The 19,799-nt window shown below is 63.7% G+C and carries 18 protein-coding genes; 2 read left to right on the top strand and 16 right to left on the bottom strand.

The window, feature by feature from the left end; all coding sequences use genetic code 11:
- Positions 1-7 precede the first annotated feature (7 nt).
- Both QAZ47_RS29760 and QAZ47_RS29755 read left to right on the top strand, forming a co-directional pair.
- The gene (locus QAZ47_RS29760; protein WP_278231753.1) at positions 8-448 is read left to right on the top strand and encodes a DUF6484 domain-containing protein; all 441 of its coding nucleotides are present in this window, start codon (positions 8-10) and stop codon (positions 446-448) included.
- Positions 445-840, top strand: a complete 396-nt coding sequence (locus QAZ47_RS29755) for a hypothetical protein (protein ID WP_278233910.1) — start codon at positions 445-447, stop codon at positions 838-840. The genes QAZ47_RS29760 and QAZ47_RS29755 overlap by 4 nt, the downstream gene beginning before the upstream one ends.
- Here the strand turns inward: QAZ47_RS29755 and QAZ47_RS29750 are convergent.
- From QAZ47_RS29750 to tssB, 16 genes are all read right to left on the bottom strand, one after another.
- Positions 810-1,649 (bottom strand): hypothetical protein, encoded by an 840-nt coding sequence (locus tag QAZ47_RS29750; protein ID WP_278231752.1) that lies wholly within the window; start codon positions 1,647-1,649, stop codon positions 810-812. The two genes, QAZ47_RS29755 and QAZ47_RS29750, sit on opposite strands and share 31 nt — an antisense overlap.
- Entirely contained in the window at positions 1,646-2,755 is a 1,110-nt protein-coding gene (locus tag QAZ47_RS29745) for a DUF4150 domain-containing protein (RefSeq protein ID WP_278231751.1), read from the bottom strand. The genes QAZ47_RS29750 and QAZ47_RS29745 overlap by 4 nt, the downstream gene beginning before the upstream one ends.
- Positions 2,755-3,777: a beta-ketoacyl synthase N-terminal-like domain-containing protein gene (locus QAZ47_RS29740; RefSeq protein ID WP_278231750.1), complete on the bottom strand. Its 1,023-nt coding sequence runs from the start codon at positions 3,775-3,777 to the stop codon at positions 2,755-2,757. The genes QAZ47_RS29745 and QAZ47_RS29740 overlap by 1 nt, the downstream gene beginning before the upstream one ends.
- Entirely contained in the window at positions 3,774-4,877 is a 1,104-nt protein-coding gene (locus QAZ47_RS29735; RefSeq protein WP_278231749.1) for a DUF2169 domain-containing protein, read from the bottom strand. Before QAZ47_RS29735 ends, QAZ47_RS29740 begins: the two co-directional genes overlap by 4 nt.
- On the bottom strand, positions 4,877-5,419 hold the full coding sequence (gene tagF / locus QAZ47_RS29730) for a type VI secretion system-associated protein TagF (protein ID WP_278204490.1): 543 nt from the start codon (positions 5,417-5,419) through the stop codon (positions 4,877-4,879). The genes QAZ47_RS29735 and tagF overlap by 1 nt, the downstream gene beginning before the upstream one ends.
- Positions 5,401-8,943, bottom strand: a complete 3,543-nt coding sequence (gene tssM, locus QAZ47_RS29725) for a type VI secretion system membrane subunit TssM (RefSeq protein WP_278231748.1) — start codon at positions 8,941-8,943, stop codon at positions 5,401-5,403. The genes tagF and tssM overlap by 19 nt, the downstream gene beginning before the upstream one ends.
- On the bottom strand, positions 8,943-10,271 hold the full coding sequence (tssL, locus tag QAZ47_RS29720; protein WP_278231747.1) for a type VI secretion system protein TssL, long form: 1,329 nt from the start codon (positions 10,269-10,271) through the stop codon (positions 8,943-8,945). Before tssL ends, tssM begins: the two co-directional genes overlap by 1 nt.
- 4 nt (positions 10,272-10,275) lie before the next feature.
- Positions 10,276-11,610, bottom strand: coding sequence for a type VI secretion system baseplate subunit TssK (tssK, locus tag QAZ47_RS29715; protein ID WP_278231746.1), 1,335 nt, complete (start codon positions 11,608-11,610; stop codon positions 10,276-10,278).
- 37 nt (positions 11,611-11,647) lie between these two features.
- Positions 11,648-12,100, bottom strand: coding sequence for a type VI secretion system lipoprotein TssJ (gene tssJ, locus QAZ47_RS29710; RefSeq protein WP_278073510.1), 453 nt, complete (start codon positions 12,098-12,100; stop codon positions 11,648-11,650).
- A 3-nt stretch (positions 12,101-12,103) separates the two neighbouring features.
- Positions 12,104-13,561 carry a type VI secretion system-associated FHA domain protein TagH gene (gene tagH / locus QAZ47_RS29705; RefSeq protein ID WP_278231745.1) on the bottom strand — a complete coding sequence of 486 codons (1,458 nt, stop codon included), beginning with the start codon at positions 13,559-13,561 and terminating at the stop codon, positions 12,104-12,106.
- A complete protein-coding gene (gene tssG, locus QAZ47_RS29700) occupies positions 13,558-14,640 on the bottom strand; it encodes a type VI secretion system baseplate subunit TssG (RefSeq protein WP_278231744.1) in 1,083 nt (360 codons plus the stop codon). The genes tagH and tssG overlap by 4 nt, the downstream gene beginning before the upstream one ends.
- Positions 14,604-16,478: a type VI secretion system baseplate subunit TssF gene (gene tssF, locus QAZ47_RS29695; RefSeq protein WP_278231743.1), complete on the bottom strand. Its 1,875-nt coding sequence runs from the start codon at positions 16,476-16,478 to the stop codon at positions 14,604-14,606. Before tssF ends, tssG begins: the two co-directional genes overlap by 37 nt.
- A gap of 1 nt (position 16,479) precedes the next feature.
- Positions 16,480-17,232 (bottom strand): type VI secretion system baseplate subunit TssE, encoded by a 753-nt coding sequence (gene tssE / locus QAZ47_RS29690; protein ID WP_278073550.1) that lies wholly within the window; start codon positions 17,230-17,232, stop codon positions 16,480-16,482.
- A complete protein-coding gene (locus QAZ47_RS29685; RefSeq protein ID WP_188131293.1) occupies positions 17,219-17,668 on the bottom strand; it encodes an Hcp family type VI secretion system effector in 450 nt (149 codons plus the stop codon). Before QAZ47_RS29685 ends, tssE begins: the two co-directional genes overlap by 14 nt.
- A gap of 82 nt (positions 17,669-17,750) precedes the next feature.
- Positions 17,751-19,256: a type VI secretion system contractile sheath large subunit gene (tssC, locus tag QAZ47_RS29680; protein ID WP_278073506.1), complete on the bottom strand. Its 1,506-nt coding sequence runs from the start codon at positions 19,254-19,256 to the stop codon at positions 17,751-17,753.
- Positions 19,257-19,259: 3 nt separating this feature from the next.
- Positions 19,260-19,796: a type VI secretion system contractile sheath small subunit gene (tssB, locus tag QAZ47_RS29675; protein WP_278073505.1), complete on the bottom strand. Its 537-nt coding sequence runs from the start codon at positions 19,794-19,796 to the stop codon at positions 19,260-19,262.
- Positions 19,797-19,799: the final 3 nt, after the last annotated feature.

The following is a 19,799-nucleotide window of genomic DNA, read 5'->3' as shown; positions in this document are numbered from 1 at the left end:
GGCTGCGATGGTACGAAGGGTCGAGCGCATTGAAGTCGAGCGCATTGAAGGAGTGGTGATCGGCGTTTTTTTGGGGTTCAGCAATGACGGACCGCTTGTGGTCTTTCCGGGCAATCCCAAGGACACCGCTCTCCCGGCTCGTAGCTTGGCTGAGCTGACTTCCGAAATGATTGGGTCCGAGGTTGCACTCCTGTTTCAGGAGGGCGATGTTACGCGGCCGCTCATTGTTGGCCGCATTGTGGAGCCTACACGGAAGTCAGAGGCGCCAGATGTGATTCGGGATGGGGAGCGGGTCCGGATCACAGGTCAGGAACGCGTCGAACTGCGCTGCGGGAAAGCAGTGATTGTCATGGAGAAAGATGGCCGTATCACCATTCGCGGCACCTATGTGACGAGCCATGCTAGTGTCGCGAATCGTATTCGCGGCGGCTCGATAAATCTGAACTGATGACTGCGCCCATCCTCCGCGAAATCGTTCGCCAGCACGCTGAAATGGCGGCATTTCTGTGGACCGTCTATGACTACAATTTGCGGCACCCGGGCAAAAATCCCGAAATGGATGATGAACGGATGGCCAGGCTCGTTGCTCGGCTTGAAGCGCATCTCGATGGATTGCGTGTGGCCGGCGAAACGGGAAGGGGAATTGCCAAAGAGCGCTACGACGAGTTTCCGGAAGCTGGGGAGCTTTTTGTTGTGCGGATGCTGGCGGGTAGCTCTAATATGCGTATCGTCGATCTCGATCTGGAGAAAGTTCGAAAATATCTCGCCACTGAAGGTGCTTCAGAAAAGGCTGGTGTGCTTGCCCCTGGTCACTCCGGTATTTCTCGACCAAAGAAATAGCGAACTCCCGGCCTGAACTCGGAAAGGTCAACGTCATCAAGGAGTTGCTCGAGCGCCGCTGTCGCCGGTTTCCTATCCAACTGGATGTTTCTGTAAAAATTTGAAAGATCGACTCCAGTGAACGCCTCGATCAAACTTCGTCCTACGACAACGTCTTCGTTGTCGTAGGTTTCAGCAATGGTATTTATCAGTTTTATCACCAGTTCCTCTATGTCTATAGGTTTTCCATAAAGGAATAACTTTCGGTAATAGTTAGGGAATTTTCTTATAACTTCTTCAATTTTACTTTCAACAAATTCGACGTATTCGCTTACGGCATATTCACGTCGCTCGGGTTCGTATTCGTCGATGGAATCGGGTAAGAGTTGCGGTCCATAGAAAACTTCGCTCAGCGAAGACTCTAAGGTAATCGACAGATGATACGGAAGGTCGGTTTCGCTGGAAACGGTTACATCGTCTTTGTAGATCAGGACGGCTTTCCGTGTTGCATCCAACATGCCGCTTCTCGTCAGGGCGATGCAAAGCCATTCGATGGATTGGCTGTCCGAATTCAGCAGATGACGTATCGGGTCTGCCAATTCCAGGAGCAGGCTCCTTGGTGTGACATAAGGGAAAAGAGTAAGCGCATCGATGATGACGTCAATCGAAGGGGACAATTCGAAAACGCGGCGAAACGCCGAAGCTGCTGCGAAGTTTCCGGCTTTGCACTCGTTGAGTATTTGCATCAGTTGTGCGCCAGCCGGCGTCGACCGGCTACGAAACTCGGTCGTTGCAAAGTGAAAAAGTTTGCCTCGAGTGGAAAATGTCATGGGTACGGGTTGATTCCTTGAAGTGTGCCCTGCGCCTCGTTAATGTCCTTGCAATCACCAGCAAGAGCTCCTTCGCCGATAAGGTTATTGGGTGAAGTAGGACACCCTCCTGCATCAATTGGCGTCATGTGGTGAACTTTCCCTTTGTTCTGACCGGTTCCTTTCCCATCCCTCTTGATTATCTGGTTCTTGACAGAGTCTGTTACGCCGAGGATTTTTGTACGGACATGATGCAAAATGTCGACGTGGGTAAGATCTTTCGCGTTTGGTTTCCCAGCATGCTTTAGTTCCAGCTCCCGCTTCTTATCGGGATCCTCTTGTTCAAGTATCTCGGAATAGCTGCGTGTTCCCTGGAAGTGAACGCCGCAGTCCTTGTCCTCCTCGTGAAGATTCGGGCATTTCTTACCTCCAGATCGAGCGTTCTTTACAGTCTCGTGAGCTTGCTTGCGTTTTGTATATTGTTCCCATGCCTTGAATCGCCGCGGATCTCCCGGCGTCATAGTTGCCTCGATATCGTCAATCTTGGCGTTCGCGCGTTGCATTCGCTCCGAGTAATATTGAGACTCGGGAATCGTATCGCACATCTCGCCGTTGGCCTTGACCTGATTGGCGTGAGCCGGCTCTGCTCCGCAGCACGGGCATTTTGTCTTCGGGGCTGATCCGCCGCCAGGTCCCGGTGTCCCGATCTTGGCTTGTGGGGGCGTGTTGCCAACTTGATCGCTTGAATGATTGTTTGTCGAAATATCGGTGAACCGGCTAACCGGCAGGCCGTCGGCCTTGACATTGCTAGACCACGCCCTCGCGTATTCCTTGCTGGTGTTGGTCGAGGAGATGACCCCCTTCTTGGCCGCGCTTCCAGCTTCCGTGCCAGTCGTCTTGCTGTAATCAGATTTGTCCTTCTGCGTGATGTTCTCTCCGCCAATCTTGACGGTTCCGGTGCCATTCTCAGTGTCCGAGTCCATTCCAAACGACGGATAGGGGATCGGTACGCCTGGCGGTGTTGCAGGATTTTCTGGCGGAGTGAAACATACGTCTGGAAAGGCTGCGATTACTTTGTTTCCCTGGGCCTTGGCGGCGACCTCCAATCCATTGGCGAACACGGTCATCAGGCTGCTCTCGCAATGAATACGGCCGCGCCGCAAGCGCCTGCATCGTTGGAGGCCTCGACAAGCACCGTGTTGCCTGTCGCGTAATTCTTTCTTGACGCCATCAGCGCCATCCCGAGCATCAGAGGCGTTACCGCCGCGCCAATATTGCCAAGCGTCTCTGCGGGTGACCACAGATCCTGCTGCGGACACGGATTGCGCACCAATCGCATCGATGCCAACGCAGTCTGCTTGAACCAGTACTGTTCGCCGATGAGATCGGAAATCCGATAACCAAGGCGATTCATCTCAATGCCAGTCTCGCCTAGCGCATGGCGGTAGGCGGACGTCATACCGTCAGCCCTGAGCGGCAAGTCTCCTTTGTTGTAGATGGACGCAGCCTCGCGCGAAAGGCCCAGTCCCGCGAGTCGAAATCCCCCTCGCCTCGGGGGCCCGCAGAGGATTGCCGCCGCCGCCTCGCCGGGGATAAACCCGTTTGGATTGTCGGGCGTCAGAAGTCGGCGCTCCTTGAGATAGTGTGTAGTGGCCAGGGTCGTCAGATAGCTGTCGACTCCTACGATCATAACGTAAGGCATTTCGCCCGAGGCTATCATCCGACGAGCATGATCAAGCGCCACGTGTCCAGACGGTCGCCCATGGGCGACCACCCTCGATCGCGAGTGTTTCTCGACCCCAGTTATCTCGGCGATGCGATCGAGTAGACGCAGCGTGCTTTTTACCGGCCGGCCCGGCCGGTCCTCCTCCGCCAAGCAAAGGATTAGCGTAGCCTGCCCGCGAGCTTCCGGAACCTCTTCGAATGCTTCGAGGATGGCGCCCGCAGCGAGATGCGCCATTCGTTTTTCGCCTATCCAATTGCGGGGCAGCGGAATCGGCGCGCCGATAAGCCACTCGTTAGCTTCGTCCTTGAACCGCGTTTCCCGAAAACCATCAATTCCAGCCCGCATCGCGGCGCAGGCCGAAGGCGCGTCAAGACCAACCGCCGTAACCATACCTACAGAAATAATGTCGAGCGACGGTCTCATGCCTTCTCAGCCCTCTGCGCGACCATCGTCTCATCGGAGCGCGAATAAACACGGCCCAAGGCGCGTGCCTGTGCCATCGGCTCGGTCGGCGGCCCAATCCAGCATTCGGAGAAGTCGAGTATCGTGCGATGAATACGCTGCGAAACGCGCCAGACTAGCGAAAACCTCCGATTCTCCAGGTCGAAAAGAATTGTGTCAGGGAAGATATTGCCTTCGTACGCCTTTGCGCGGCCTTTGAACAAAGTCATCGGCAGTGCTGTCTGAGGCAGGCGAAAACTCACCCGCCCTTCCGCTGTTAGGTTCATCAATTGCACGTCTTCGCCGCCTTTTGGCTGGTCGATCTGCTGATCCTCAGGCGCCATCTGGAAATAGCGCTCGTCGAAATCCTCAGGCAGGAAGGGGAAGACATTGTCGATCCAGTTCTGGTCATATGTTCCGCCGTATTCGATGCGACCAGGCCAGCCGCGGCCCATCGGTCCGAAGCTCATCGGCTTATAGTCGCCGAAGGGCGAGCGGACCTCTTCGCCAACGGCCTGCGTATTCGGCAGCCGCAGGCCCGGAATGAGACGCTGGTTCTTGGTACGCGACCAGCCGGTGCCGACCGGGTTGTATTTGTAGCTGGCGGGAAGCTGGTCCTCGGGGTCCAGCCGGTCGACGCCGCCCCAGGCGACGTCGTAGGAGATCGGCAGTTTCAGGAAGGGCTGCGGCGCTGTTGCAGTGAACACAGGCCCGATGGCACGCCATTCGCGGTGGCCGACAACTTCGAACAGTTTCGACCAATTGCCGACCTTGATGCCGACAGGCACACGCTCCGCCGGACGTCCGCCAGGCGCATAGGCGCAACCATTGGCGATGACGTCGCAGCGCGACTTGCGGAAGGCGAAGTCGGTTTCCCACAGCGTCGCCGAATAGCCAGGCACGCCTGTGTGGGTGTCGGCCATCACCAACGGGACCTGCTCGGCCGATTTCTGCACCAGCCCGCCGGGCTTCGTAGGGAAATCGAAAGTGCCTTTCACCACCACGACGAGCCACTCGTGGCCGGCCTTGTCCATGCCCATGGTGAACTGGTGCGGATAGCCCATCTGGTTCCAGATCTGCATCAGTTGGTCTCCCAACTAGCCGCGAAGATCTGCTCCAGCGCCGGCTGCGGCGCCTGCGGATCGACGTCGAAGATATCCGTGCGCGCGGTCCACATGACGAGATCGTCGATGACATCGCCCTGGCCATCGGCAAGCGGAACCGGCAGGGCTGTTAGGGCGGCATCCAGTTCGTCGGGCGCCAACTCGCCCCGTTGCGCTGCGAAAGCGGCTTTCTCCATGCCTTCGAACCAGACATCGGCATGAGCAAGCTTCAGCGGCGCTTCGGCAAGCCGGGCGACGACGCTGAGCGGAAACCGCCTGCCGACCCTGTCGGCGCTCTGCAGCACGATACCCGCGGCGGCGCCGAAGGAAGCAGGACCGCTGAGGAAGCGCAAGGCGATGTCCGCCGGCCAGTTTTCAAGCCCATATAGCGGGACGATGTGCTGCGCCAGCCAGCGGTCCCAGACGCGCACGAAATCGCCTGCCAGCCGCCGCGTCACGAAATCGCCGGTGGCGGGCATCTTGCCGTAGAAGCCGGGCATGTTCAGATCTGCGGCGGACATGTGAACTTCTTGAACATCTCGAGCGTGTAGGGATTCTCGACGCTGGCCGCCTTGAGCTCGAAATCGGCATACATGCCTTTCGTGCCCAGCCGCAGGCTGTAGACGTCGGCGAGCTTGGTGCCGGCGAACTTGCCGCCGCGCAGCATCCTCAGCCATGCCCAGCTGCCGGTTTCGTTGAGCATCACCTCGGGCGAGCCGTCGACCGGCTGGAAGGCGAGCGAGATCACACCGGTTCCGTCCTTGCCGGGCCATGTCATCGGCTGCGGCCTCGTCGCGTTGTTGTAGTAGACGAGGTTCTGGCCATCGAGGTTGAGCGTCACCCGCGCCACGTTGGGCGACAGGTCCTTTGGTTCCAGCGTGAAGTTCATCACCGGGCCGCTGCCGCCCGGGAAAAGGTCGTCGCGGATGTGCCTTGCCTGCTCGAAAGCCGGCAGCGCCGTAGGATCGAGGCCGAAATCGGCGCGCCATTTCCACGGCTCGCTGGCCGTGTCGACATAGTTGATCAGATGGTCGTTGATGAAGGCGTCGATCAACCCGGCGGGACCGAACAGACGCTGGAAGTCGCGCACATTGACGTCCACCGCGCTGTCGGGGCTGAAGGGATAGCGGTTGTTGAGCGCCGCCTGGCAGAAGGGCAGGATGTCGGCGCGCCAGATGGCGTTGAGCTCGTTGGTGACGGCCTTCTGCGACAGCCCGCTGGTGTCGCCGGCAATTCCGCCCAGCCAATCGTTAATCGGCGAGGGCAGGATCTGCGCCTGCCTGGCCACAGCTCCCGTCAGTTCCGCGAGGCCGCCCTGCTTCTTGATGGCGTCCTGCGGGTTGGGGTTGGCGGTCACCGTCTGCAGCACGTTGGAAAGCGCCGTCAGCGCCACCACCGCGGCATCGAGCGCCGGCGGCTGGCCGTCGACTTCGGCGATGGTGCCCTTGAGCGGCTTGAAATGCGCGGCCACCAGGCTGCCGGTCATGTCGACCTGATCGGCCGAGCCCGCGCGGGGCAGCAATTTCGCTCCCGTTTTCACCACCTTGCCCAATTTGCCGAGCTTGCTGAGCAGCTTCGAGCCGGTCTTTGCGGCGCCGCCACTCTTGTCATCGGCCGGCGCGTCGTCGGAACGGGTGAGATCGACTTCCTGCACGACCGCGGTAAGCAGCCGCTTCAGCGCGGAATCGGCGCTCGAAAGATCCTTGAGGTTTTCGCTGGCGACATTGAGGTCGGTCAGTGGCGCCAGCCGCATGTCGCGCAGGAAACTGTCCCACTGGGCGATGTAGTCGTCGTAATAGAGCTTCAGAATGTCCTCGGACAGCGCCGATACCGAGGTCTCGGAATTTTCCGAGCAACCGCCGGCGAACACCGCCCGGTCGAGCGCCGCCTGCGCCGCCACATCCTCGACCCGGTCGAGGATCGCATCGTGGAAACCGGCATAGGTATAGGCGCCGGGAACGCCGACGCGCAGCGTTTTATCGGAGCGGCGCGCGAACACCTTCGCGCCGTTAGGCCCGGCGAAATTGGCTGGCAGCCATTCCTTGACGGCGGCCACTTCCGGGTCGGCGAGCAGCTGCTTGTAGGCGCGCTCCGGCAGCGAGATCGTGCAGACCGTCTTCAGCGCCTCTGCGACCAGCTCTTTGTCGGGGGCGATGTAGTTGTCGTCGACCGCCATGCGGCGGATCGCGGCAAGCTGGTGTTCCTCGGCGTCCGCGGTGGGGAAGGGCGAAGCGGGCGCGAATTCCGGCAGGCTGTTCACCCACCAGTTCTGCGCGAAGTCGGCGTCCATCTGCGACAGGCCCGTCATCATGCGATAGGTCTTCAGCGCGCCGAGCATGAAGTCCGGATCGCGGATCTGCCGCCACATCGTCGCCTCGAGCAGGGCGACCATGTGCGGCTCGAGCACGTTGCGCAGCGCGTGGTCATAGGTGTCGGTCTGCGCGCGCACGAGCTCCGCCGAGGCGGTAGGCCCGAGCAGATTGTGAACCGCGTCCGGCGGCGTGGTGCGGGCCGTCGCCACCGCGTCCATCGCGGCCAGCGCTCCATCCATCGTCGGCTGCTCCACCGATGCCGGTGCGGCTGAAACGTCGGTCAGCGGCGCCTGCAGCGCCTCGAACTGGCCGGCCTGCTCGGTGATGGCGTTGCGGTTGTCGAGATAGGACCAGGTGAACAGTCCGCAGGCAAGCAGGGCGGCAAGCGCGCAGGCCGTGGCCGCGCCGCGCCAGATCCAGGCGCGGCGGCGCTGCGCCAGGGGATCGAATGTACCCAAGCCGGCTTCCTTGAAGATGACTTCGGTCAGAAGATTCCGCAGGAAGAAGCTGCGCTTCTCGACGCGCGGCGCCAGCATCGCGCGGCGCGGCGGCAACCCGAAAGAGGAGGACAGCGCCGCGGTCAGCCGGTCGATCGGTGCGCCTTCCTGCGTCGCCGACGTCAGATAGAGGCCGCGCAGCCAGGCGGCTTCCTCGTAGCGGCTTTCGCCGAACATCGCTTCTATCAGCACCTGGATCGGCTCGGAGAGGCTGGCGAGCTGGGCCGGGAAGCGGAAGATTTCGGCGCGCGCGCCAAGCTTGTCCTCGTCCTCGAGCTTCGGCACCAGCCGCCGCTCGAGCTCAGCCGCAAGCGTGGCGATTTCCTTTTCGACGGTCTTGGCGTCGATGCGCGCGTCGAGCGGGAAGGTCGTTCCCCACACCTGTTCGCGGGCGGCGGTCGACAAGCCGCCGAAGAAGGCTTCGAACCCTTTGATCAGGTCGGCCTTGGTCAGCATCAGGTAGACCGGCAGGCGGATTTCGAGCCGGTCGTTCAGCTCAGCCAGCCGGCGACGGATCTTGCGGCCATGCGCCTTGATGGCTTCGTCGCCTTCCGAGAGCACGTCGATCGACAGCGCGACGATGACGCCGTTGAGCGCGCGGCGGCCCCGATGCTTCTTCAGAAGATCGAGGAAGCCCAGCCATTCCGTCGCGTCGACATCCGGCTGGCTCTCCTGCTGGACGTAGCGGCCGGCGGTGTCGATCAGCACCGCGTTCTCCGAGAAGAACCAGTCGCAGTTGCGCGTGCCGCCGACGCCCTGCAGGTCATCGGTGAGGTCGATCGGGAAATTCAGGCCGGACTGCCGCAACGCCGTCGTCTTGCCGGTGGCCGGCGGCCCGACGATGACATACCACGGCATCTCGCGCAGGAATTTCCTGCCGCCTAGCTTGCGCCGCTTGAGCTCCGCCATCACCTCGCCGAACTTGGCGCCGACCGCCGCAACGCTCTCTTCGCCCGGCGTAAGCTGCTTTTCCTGCACCGGCGCCGCGATCTCGGCGACGAACATGCGGTTGGCGCGGATCGCGCGCCGCTGGGCGATGATCAGCCAGATCAGCCACAGGATGATCAGCCCGGCGATGATGGCGATGCGCACATTGTCGGATTCGAACGGCGTGTAAGGGCCGACCTGGACGATCGGGCCGAACACCCAGATCAGCAGCGAAAGCAGCGCTATGCCGATCAGGGTCCAAAGGAAGCGCGAGGTAAGGACGGCCCAGAGGAAGCGCAGGATGAACATCACAGCCTCTTCTCGACCAGGACCTCGACACGGCGGTTGAGCGCGCGGCCCTCGCGCGTGGCGTTGTCGGCCACCGGATCGGTATCGGCGCGGCCTTCGGAATGGATGCGCTCCTGCGGCACGCCGGCCTGCACCAGAAGGCTGGTTATGGTCTCGGCGCGCGCTTCCGACAGCCGCTGGTTGGACGAAAGCGGATTGGATTTTTGCAGACGCACGTTGTCGGTGTGGCCGACGACGGTGATGTTCCCGATCAGCTCCTGGTTGGCGAGGATCACCTTGGCGATCGACTCCACGAGCGGTTCGTAGCCTTCTGTGAGCGTTGGCCGCGACGACTGGAACAACTCGGGGTTGGAAGACTGGATGACCAGCTTGGCCAGCGACACGCTCTCGGTGCCGCTCAGCGCCCCCTTGAGGCTATCCGGCGCCTCGGCCTTGAATTCCGGCAGCAGCGCGAAATCGACCGGCTGCGGCGGTTCCGGTTCGGGAGCATCCGGTTTGGGCGGGGCGCGGGTAACGTCGCCACGCGAGGGCGGCGGCAGCGTGCGGACCAGTGCGGACAGCTCGACCGCCTGGCTGCTCAGCCCCATCGACAGACCGATATAGGCGGCGGCGGCGATGACCACGGCCGCAAGCGCCATCACCCAGATCGGCACGATGAAGCGCTGCGGCTCGTCGGACGCCGTCACGCCCTTCCAGTTCGGCGACAGCGGCGCGTCTTCGGCGTCGGCATTGCGCAGGAAGCGCGCCGCCGCCACGCGAACGGCGTTGAGCGAGCGGTCGCCGGCGCGGCCTGGCACGCGATACTTGCCGCGGAAGCCGAGCGCCAGGCAGTAATATTGCAGCTCGAGCATTTCGCGGTCGCGGTTCGGGTGCCGCTCCAGCTCGTCGAGACGCGAGAAGAACTGCGTGCCGGCATCGACGTCGCCGCGCAGCATCACCACGAGCGGCTGGCGCGGCCAGGCGCTGGCGCCGCCCCAGGGCGTGTTGAGCGCGAGGTCGTCGAGCAGCGCCGCCACCGCCCAGGCGGCCTGGTCGGCCCGCTCGAGCGAAGAGCCAGCCGCCATCGCGGTGTCGCGCGCCCGGACCAGCTCGTCGAGCAGGCGCGTGCGCATCACTTCTGGATTCTCGGGCGCGAGCGCGCTTTCGAGCTCCGGCGCGAATTCGAGCAGCGGTGCGAATGTGTTGATCAGCGTGTTGGGATGGGCGCGCGCCCGTTTTACTGGTGCGCCCGGCGTCAGCGGCGCCATCGGCCGGGGCGCGGCCCCCGTCAGCCGGATGCGCGTGCGTTCGCGATCCTCCGACAGTCCGAAGGGATCATCCCGGCTCATGGCCTCACCTGTTCACCGAATAGCAGTCGACCTGCGGCTCGCTCGGCAGCACACCGGAAACGCCGATGACGAAACCGGGCGCGTCGAGCAGCGAGGCCCAATGCTCGCTCTTCTGGTCCAGCTCCAGGCACAGCCGGTCGCCGTCATAGGGTATCTCGCGCGGCTGCGAGTGCAGCGGCTTCAGCGGAATGCCGGGCAGGCGCGACTTCCACAGGCCTTCGAACTGGTCGGCCGACCCGACGGTCGCCTGGTTGACGAAGATCTTGCGCAGTGCGTCTTCTGACAGTTCGGAGCCGACGCGGATGACGATGCGGCTGGCGACGAGAAGCTTCGGATTGTCGATGCGGACCTTCCACACATTGGTCGCATGCCGCATGACCGGCAGCGCGCGCGATTTCGGCTCGATGTAGCGCAGGCTGAGGATCAGCGAGCGCAAGGCGTCGGCAAGGGCCATATAGGCCGGTCCAGGCGCCATATGGTCGTAGGCCGGTAGCTCGCCAAGCCTTCGCGAGCTGGAGCCGTAAGTCGCCATCTCGCCGGCCAGACCGGCAAGCTCGAGATAGAGCTCGGCCGGATGAAAGACGTCCTGCGCCAGCATGTGCGCGAGCCGCGGCCGCGCGGCATTGGCAAGGTGGAGCATCAAAAGGTCCTCCACGCTGCGACCCGGCCCGCCCATCACCATCTTGCCATGCGCCTCGGCGATCTGGTCGAGGCCGGTGACCACCTCCTGCAGCAATTGCCGGTACCAGGCGACCGCGCCGGTGATCAGTGTCGGCGGCAGGAAGCTCTCGTCGAGCGAGACGCCGCCGTCGGCGCGAACGCCCTTGATATCGGCGACCGGCAGCGCGGTGTAGCCGCCGACCGATTTGCCCGGTGCAAGCAACACTGCCTGCGGCCGGGCGATCTCGATCTCTTCCGCGTCCGCACCGCCTTGCACGGCATCGCGCACCGAGATGATCTTGCCGTGATAGCGCGCGCCGGTCGACGCGGCGTGCGCCGGATCGAAACCGACGCCGCCGGGCGGCTCGAGCGGCAGCGCGATCAGCACCGGGCCTGCACCCGTGTCGGCCGTGACCGGCAATGGCTTGGGCGCGTCCATCAGCTCCGGAATGGAGAAGGGCGTGCCGTCCGGAAAAATGCCCCTGGCCGAGACGATCGAAACCTGGCCGGCGTCGAGCAGCGACTGGTCGAGCGTCAGCTGCTGGAAGCCGAACGTATGGAGCTGGCCGGCCTGCAAGGCGCCGCGCACCATCCCCTCGAAGAACCGGTCCTGCTGCTGGAAGTGCTGGGTCCTCAAGAAGAGCCCCTCGGACCATAGCACCCTGTTTGTGTCGTTCATGCTGCTGCTCTCTGCACTGCTACCTGTTGTCTCGCCGTCAGGCGGAAATGCCGCCCTTGCCGAGGCTGACGTTGATGGTGAACTTCGACCCTGGCGACACTGACTTGGTCGTGCGCCAGTTCCTGCCGCCAGGTTCGCGGATCAGCGCGACGAAGCCGAGCGCGGTCGCGTTCGGCTCGACCGTGATGGTCTTGGCGGCGGTCTTGCCCGGCGCGACGGAGATCGTGTCGGATCCGATGAGGTCGGCGCCGAGCGCCGAGCCCGCATCGCCTTGCAGCGCGAAATAGTCGGCCGAATTGAACTTGCCGGTGCTGGCAAGCCGCATCACCAGCACGGTCACCGGCCGATCGCCGCCGCCCGGTCCCGGATTCATGCCTGCGCCACCGCTCACATTGACCGAGATAACCGATGGTTTCGGCGGGCCGCTCTGGCAAGCCGCAAGCAGCCCCGTCGCGCCGAGGGCAACGATGAATTCGCGTCGATCGATCATGTCCTACTCCTCTTCGTAAGCATCCCTGAAGTCCGCGCCGATCTCGCCCAGGAAGCTCGATTCCGCGCTTTGGGCGATGTCGCGATGGCGTTTCTGGTAAAGCTCCCACAGCTTGGCGCTGCGCCCGCCCGAAAGCAGGTTGCCGATCGCGGAATTGGATTTCAGCTCTTCCTCGATCGCGGCCGGATCGAACCGGTCGATCATGCGCCGAAGCGCTGCCTGCACGCCGCGCCAGGCGCGCACATGGTGCTGCGCGAGGTCGCGCACCGCATCGGCGATCGCCGCTTGGCCGGAGAGGAAGCCGGGGCTGCGCTCCGAGATGATGGTGACGATGACGTCCTCGACCGTCGGCAGGAACTTGAGCGGATTGACTTCCGAGGCCCCGACCATCGTCTGGGCGACGCGGGCGCTTCCCTTTTCCTCGGCGCGCTTGCGCAGAAGCTGCATCAAGCCATCCAGCATCAGCCGGTATTCGCGCCCGAACTTCTCCATTTCGGCGACTGCGTCGCGGCCGGGAAAATCGGCTTCCTCGACACCCATGCCGCGCAGGAACGCGGCACGAAGTGCCATCTCCGAGGCAGGGGCCGCGCGTTCCGGGCGGGACGACTTGGGCACGGGAGCGGGGCGCGGCGAAGGAGGAGGCTCCGCGGCACGCACCGGCATATCCCAGGGATGGGCGGCCTGCGGTTTGTCGGCCAACTGCTCGCCACGGCCAGCCGGATCGGCGCCGTTGGTGGAAGCAGGCGTCGCGGCCGGCCCGAAGCTGAAATCGTCATCGAAGCTGGACGCCTTCGGTGTGGGCTCCGCTGGATCGCTGGGCGGCGGCATGTCGCCGAAGCCGAACGGGTCCGACCGGCTCGCCGCCGCGTCGTCGGTCGAGGCCGGTGTCGCCACCGGGTCGAGGCTGAACGGATCGTCGAAGGCGGGCGAGCTGCGCTGGTTCGAGGCGCGGTCATAGGCGCCGGGCACGGGCTGCTCGAACGGGTCCGGCAGATTGGCCGGACGCGGCCGCCGCGGTTCTTCCTCGACCTTGGCCGAAAAGAAGTCGTCGCCGCCGATGCTGGGCGAAGATCGCGGCTGCGGCGGCGGCGACCATGCGGGGGCCGAATGGTTGGCGGCCTGGCCGACCGACGTCTGGCTCGCGTTCGGCTGGACCTCGACATAGAGCACGTAGTCGCCCAACCGCAATCGCATGCCGCTCTGCAGCCGCGTCGACCTGCCGGCGCCGAGGGGGCTGTCGGAATCGTCGATGAAAAGCCCGCTGCTCGATGTGTCGGTGACGAAGTAGCCGTCGCGGCCGCCGCTGATCTTGCAATGCGCGCGCGAGACGAACATGTCCGGATCGTCGATCTGCCAGCCGGCGTCGGCGCTGCGGCCGATCACCAATTCGCCCTCGTCCAGCCGGGTCTGCCTGACCACTTGCGAGCGCGGGCCTTGTTCCAGGGTCAGCAGCAGGCTCATACGGCCGCCTCCGCCATTTCCGGCCGCCAGCCGACGATCGTGCGCAGCCTGAGATCGTCGGCGTCTCCCTTTTCGGCGGGGCGCGCGAGCCAGGAGGTCCGGCCAAGCCGGACGGTTCCGATCCTTGGCGGCGGCACGGCGTCGCGCGCAAGCACGATGCGCAAATCGACATCGAGCGCCTCGCCGATCATGTCGCGAACTGCTTTCTTGAAAATGGCGAGGCGCCGCTCGCCGGGCAGGAAGGACTTGAAGTCGTCGAGGCTGAGCGGACCTATGCGCAATTCGATCCGGCTCTGACGGCTGAAGACGCGCGGGCCGATCGTCGCCCCACGCCCGAGCGCCGCATAGGCCTTGCCGACGCGGCTCTGCAGCGCCGCCGGTATGGTGATCCAGGCGGCGACGAATTCCTTGATCTCAACCGGCACCTTGAAGGCCGTGGCGAGAAACAGCGTCAGCCGCTCCGCGCCGTCGACCTGGTTGGCGAGCGATCCGGCCTGGCGCAGCCGCACCGTGTCGAGTTCGGGATCCTGGGTGCCGGGAAGGCCGATCCCCGCCATCGCTTCCAGCATGGCGCGGATGCGTCCGCCGACCGAGCGCTCGACCTGCACCGCTGGATGCGCGTCCGCCCAGGCCCGGTAGTAAAGCGCGATCATGCGATGCTGCAGGATGTTGACGAAGTCGACGAAGGTCGTGTCGCTGGTCTGCTCCGCATCGGCGCCGGTGAACCAGCGCTGCGACAGCCGGTCGAGCACCCAGCGCGTCAGATGGAGCGGCATCGGTCCTTCAGGTCCCAGGAGTCCCAGATTGGCGACGGTTATCCGCGCCGGGGCCTTTTCGCCCGCCTCCTGGAATTTGACCACGTCCCTGGCCGAAAAGCTCAAGCGCACATGCTGGCCGAGCCGCGCCGGCTCGCGACTGGCCTGGCCGGAATAGCCGAACAGCCCGCCTCTCTGCTCCAGCCGGCGCAGCAGCTCGAAGAAGTCGAAGCCTTCCGACAGCGCGCCGAGTCCCTCAGGCGCGGCCCCGCTCGGGGCGGGCCGCGCTAGATCAGGTAGCGATTGCCGGGCGTCATCGGCCATGGCACATCCTCCTGCTTCTGCAGCAGCCGCGTGCGCGTCCGCACGAAACCGTTTATTCCGGCATGGCGGGCAAACAGCCGCGCAAGCAGGGCCGAAAGCAGCAGCGTGCTTTGCCCCGCCAGCACCGACTGGTCGACATGCAGCGTCACTTCCGTGCCCCGCCCGAAGCACATCGGCCCGTCGATCTTGAGCCGCTCGATGACCGGGCGCGAGTCGATGCGCGTGATCGAATGCACGTTGCGGGCAAGGCTTGGATCGCCGCGATCGGCATAGAGATCGAGCAGCGCATGCAGCGGATCGACACCGCGCCCCTCCTTGGCGAGGCTCAGGAAATTGAGCGAGAGCTGCGCCACCAGCCGCCAGGCGAGATTGTCGGCGCGGGATTCGCCCTCGGCGCCCGCCGGCAGCGAGGCCGGAATCGCCGGCTGCGGCGGCCGCAGTGCGCCGAGCAGCCTGACCGCCTCGACCGGATCGGCCGTCTCTAGCGTCAGCGTCGGTGTGTCGTCCAGGATCGGCAGGTCGCGATTGGTGCAGAGCGCCATCACGTCGAGGCGCTTGAGCGGCCGGTTCGCCGGGCTGCCGGCCGGGCGCGAGACCGCCAGGAAAACGTCGTCCCCGGTGTAGGACGTGCGGGTCAGGCCCTCGCGCCGCTCGTCTTCCGTCGCCCGGCGCGGGCGCCGCTCTGTCGAATAGACCCAGCCGCTGCCGCGATTCTGCCCCAGGCTGAAAAGCTCGGGAATTTGCGCCTCGCCGCCTTCCGCATCGGCGTCCTCGACCCGGGTGATCCGAAAGACCTCGAAATCCCGCGCCCGGGTGCGGTCGGCGTGCACCACTTGCCGCGTCCTGCGCGGATCGATCTCGATGACGTTGCATTCCCGCTCGAAGAGATTGATGAGCGGCGTCGCGAACAGCTCGAGATCGGCCGGCGTCACATCTGCGAGCTCGGGCACCGGGCGGCGGAACAGGAAGATGATCTCGATCCCCGCCTCGCATTTGCGCACCACCGGCTGCAATCCGGCGACCCGCACATAGTGGAAGCGCTCCGGGATCATGAAATATTCGCGCAGCAGCCGGTAGCCTTCGAAGGTCGGACGGGTACGCGGCATCAAGGCTTCATCGTCGCGGATGCCGACCATTTCGGGCTCCGGCAAGGCCGAGAGCGGGTTGGTCTTTCCCTCTGCTCGGGCGCCGACTGCCGAGCAGGCGCCGAAGATCGCGTCGAACAGAAGCGGCGCCTTGGCGCGCCCGGCGAAATAGAGGTCAAGACGGTCGAGCGACAGTTCGCTGAGCTTGCCCTTTCCGGTTCGGGCGAGCGCGATGCGAAACGCCGCTTCGCCGCGCACGCCGCCGATCGGCGCGATGCCGGCGGCAGCCAACGCGCTGCGGTCCTGGAAATAGCTGACAGAGGTGATCGAGATCGGCCACAGCGTGACCTCTTGCGCGGTGGTGAAGGTGCAGCGTGTCGAAAGCCCCGGATGCAGCCCGGAAACCAGTCGCGTGCCGCGCGCGACGGCGTGGCCGGCAATCATCGACTGCACCTGCTGGCCGGGTTTCAGCACGGCCATCGCTGTTGCCGGCGCCGGCGTCACCAGGTCCGGATAAAGCACGTCGAGCACGGCGCGCGAGAAGCGCGAGCGCTCGGCGTCCACCTTCAGCCGCGTGCGCGCGGCGAGGAAGGCCACGCCGTCGAGCAGCCGTTCGACATAGGGGTCGGGGCAGGGGACGGTGTCGAGGGAAAGATTGCGGGCGACCGCCGGATGCATGTCGGCGAATTCCGCGGCCAGCGCCCGGATATGGGTCAGTTCTTCTTCGTAATATTCGACGAAGACCCGATCCATCTCAGGTCTCCCGGAATTCGGTTCGCGCCAGGCCGTTGTCGAGATTGATCGTGGTGCGCAGCCGCATGCGTTCCGGCGTCGGCGTCATGATCAGCACGGCATCGATCTCGATCTTCAGACCGACGCTCTTGTCGCCGAGGGTCACATTGACCGTCGTGGCGCTTTCCTTCAGACGCGGCTCGAAAGTTGCGAGCACCGCGCGGATCTCGCGCGCCAAGGTATCGCGGTCGAAATCCCGCGACGAGCGGCCGGAGAAGGACGGCACGCCGTAATTGACGACGCTGCGACGCACTTCCGGGAAATCGGCGAGCGACGGCAATTCGTCCAATGGCTGTTCGTGCTCGGCGTCGGAGAGCATCGGAACGGATTCAAAACGCTCGGTGTTGAACAGGGCTTCGATGTCGCGCCGGACGGCTTCCCTGAGCACCCGCGCCGACACCACCACGCCGCGGCTTTCGATCTCGGCGCGATGCTCGGTCTGGAAGACAAGCCGGTGCAGGCGCCGCTTCTGGTCGGCCGTCAATTCCGCATCGGCATCGATGGCGCGTGCGCTGCCGGCGAGAAGAGCCTCGACGCGCTCGGCGCCGAGTTCTTCTTCCAGCAGTCGGCGCAGCCCGTCGATCTCCGAGGTCAGCCCGGGCAAGTCGTTGATGAGGCGGTCCCAGAGGGAGGGCTGGACCGCCTCGCGCTTTGCCCGGGAACTGCCGGCAAGCTGCGCTTTCGCACCAGGCCGTTTGGCCTCACTTGCCGACATAGACATCCATTTCGATCTCGTCGTCCTTGTCATAGACGAACTTGATCTTCTTGTAGGCGAAGCTGACTTCTTCCTCGATCAGGTCGGCCTCGTCGTTGGCCTGCCGCATATCGTATTCCATGATCGAGGCGTCGGTGAGCGTCACCACCAGGTAGTCGCTGGTCTCGCCGTCGATGGTGCGGCGCGCCGAAAACACCACCTCGTCGAGCGCCTTGTTTTCGAACAGCGCCTTCTTCAGGTAGGGAGACGACTTGTCGTAGTGCTTGGTGAATTTGATCATCCCCATCGACACGCGACCGCGCCGCGACAGCGAGTTGGGGTCGTAGGGCGCGATCATCTTGTAGTCGACGCCATGGATCTCGATCTCGTCTTCATGGCCGTCGCGCTTGCTCGGGCCCTTGATGTCCGGGACTTTCAAAAAACCATCGATCTTCATTGTAGGCCCATCCGTTCTCACTGTTGTCGGCATTGTCTTTCTCCACCGCTTTCAAACGAAACAGATCATTATGCTTGCTATTTCAGCCCTTCACTGACGGCAGTTCGGACACCAGCCGGAGCGAGGCATTGATGCCTTCCAGCTGGTAGTGCGGACGCAGATAGAAACGGGCATTGTAGTAACCGGGCCGGCCTTCGACGCTGTCGACCTGAACTTCGGCCGCGGCGAGCGGGCGCTTGGCGCGCGCCTTGTCGTCGGCAAAGGCAGGGTTGGCCAGCACGTACCGGTTGATCCATTCGGTCAACCAGATCTGCATGTCGGTGCGTTCCTTGAACGAGCCGATCTTGTCGCGCGCAATCGCCTTCAGGTAGTGCGCGAAGCGCGAGACGGGGAAAAGGTAGGGCAGGTTGGCGCTGAGCCGCTCGTTCGACTGCGCGTCGGGATCGACCAGACGGCCGGCGCGGGTCTCGTCGTCCTGCAGCGAATGCGCGCCGATGAACGCCGCAAGGTCGGTGTTCTTCCGGTGCAGGATGGGCATCAGGCCGAGCTTGGCCAATTCCGCCTCGCGCCGGTCGTCGATGGCGACCTCGGTCGGGCACTTCATCGCGATCGACCCGTCATCGGTCGGGAAGGCGTGCACCGGCAGGTTGAGCACCGTGCCGCCATTCTCGACGCCGCGGATCTGCGTGCCCCAGCCATAGAGCTTGTGGCTGCGGTTGATGTTGACCCCCATCGGAAAGGCGGCGTTCATCCAGACATATTTGTTGTGGTCGCCCCCCACCTCTTCCTCGAAGGTGAATCCCTTCACCGGAACGGTTTCGGTGCCGTAAGGCAGGCGTGCCAGCACACGCGGCATGGTGAGGCCGATATAGCGGGCGTCCTCGCTCTCGCGCAGCGACTGCCACGAGGCATAGGCCGGGTTGTTCACGATCATCGCCAGGTCCTGCGGATTGGGCAGTTCCTGCCAGCTGTCCATGCGGAACAGGCGCGGCGAGGCGGCGGCGATGAAGGGCGTATGCGCCGAGGCGCAGACGCCGGATATGTTGCGCAGCAGGCCGACGTCGCGCGGATGGTTCGAGAATTCGTAGGCGCCGATGATGCAGCCGATCGGCTCGCCGCCCAGCATCGAATACTCGTCCGTGTAGACCTTCTTGAAGATCGGGCTCTGATCCCACATCTGGCCTTCATAGTCTTCGAGCGTGTCGGCCAGCTGCTCCTTGGAGATGTTCATCACCCGGATCTTGAGCTTGGTATCCGTCTCGGTGTTGTTGACGAGGTACCAGAGGCCGCGCCAGGTGCCTTCCATCTCCCGCACTTCCGGCGCGTGCAGGATCTCGTTGACCTGCGTCGTCAGCAACTTGTCGATCCCGGCGATCAGCGACTTGATCGACTTGATCGCATTGGACGAGATGGTCGTGGTCTCGGAGCGCGACTGCGCCGCCAGCGCCAGGTTGCGCACCAACTGCTGCAGCTTCTCGCTGTCGTCCTTCTTGACCTTGAAATCCTTTTCCAGGAGTCCGCTGAATTCGCCGAGATCGATTGCTTCCGCCTCGGCGGTGGCGGCTGCGGTCTTTTGCTGTTCAGCCATGACTTACTCCTCGCCCTTGCCGTCAGCCATCGCCTGGCTGGCGATCTTGCTCAGCAGCGGCTCGTTGTTGAGAAGCTGCGCTATGCGCTTTTCGGCGTCGACGCGGCCGTCCATGAAGCCCAGCAGCTCCTCGAGCTGACGGCGCATCTTCAGGATCTCCGCCAGTTGCGGGACCTGCTCGGCGATCTTGTCCGGGGCGAAATCGCCCATCTTGGAGAAGGTGAGATCGACCGCGAGCTCCTCGTCGCGCTCGGCGCCTTCGGCTTGCGGCAGCGTGTTCTTGACCCGCGCCTTAACCCTTGGTCCCATGGCCTCCATGAATTTCGGGAAGCGGTTGGCGTCGGTTTCGACGAAGTTGCGGTCGAGCACCGACTTCACCGCTTCCTTGGTCTGTGAAGCGCCGGATAGATCGGCCATCACGGCCATGACGAACGGCAGTTCGATCGTCGTCGGGCTGCCGTAGGTCTCGACGTCGTAGGCGATCTGCACGCGCGGCGCGCGGTTTCTTTCGATGACCTTCGCTTTGCTCTCTGCTGGCATGCT

Origin of the sequence: Mesorhizobium sp. WSM4904, from assembly GCF_029674545.1 — a bacterium.
In the GTDB taxonomy this organism is placed as follows: Bacteria; Pseudomonadota; Alphaproteobacteria; order Rhizobiales; family Rhizobiaceae; genus Mesorhizobium.
This window is presented reverse-complemented; position numbering and strand designations above follow the sequence as displayed.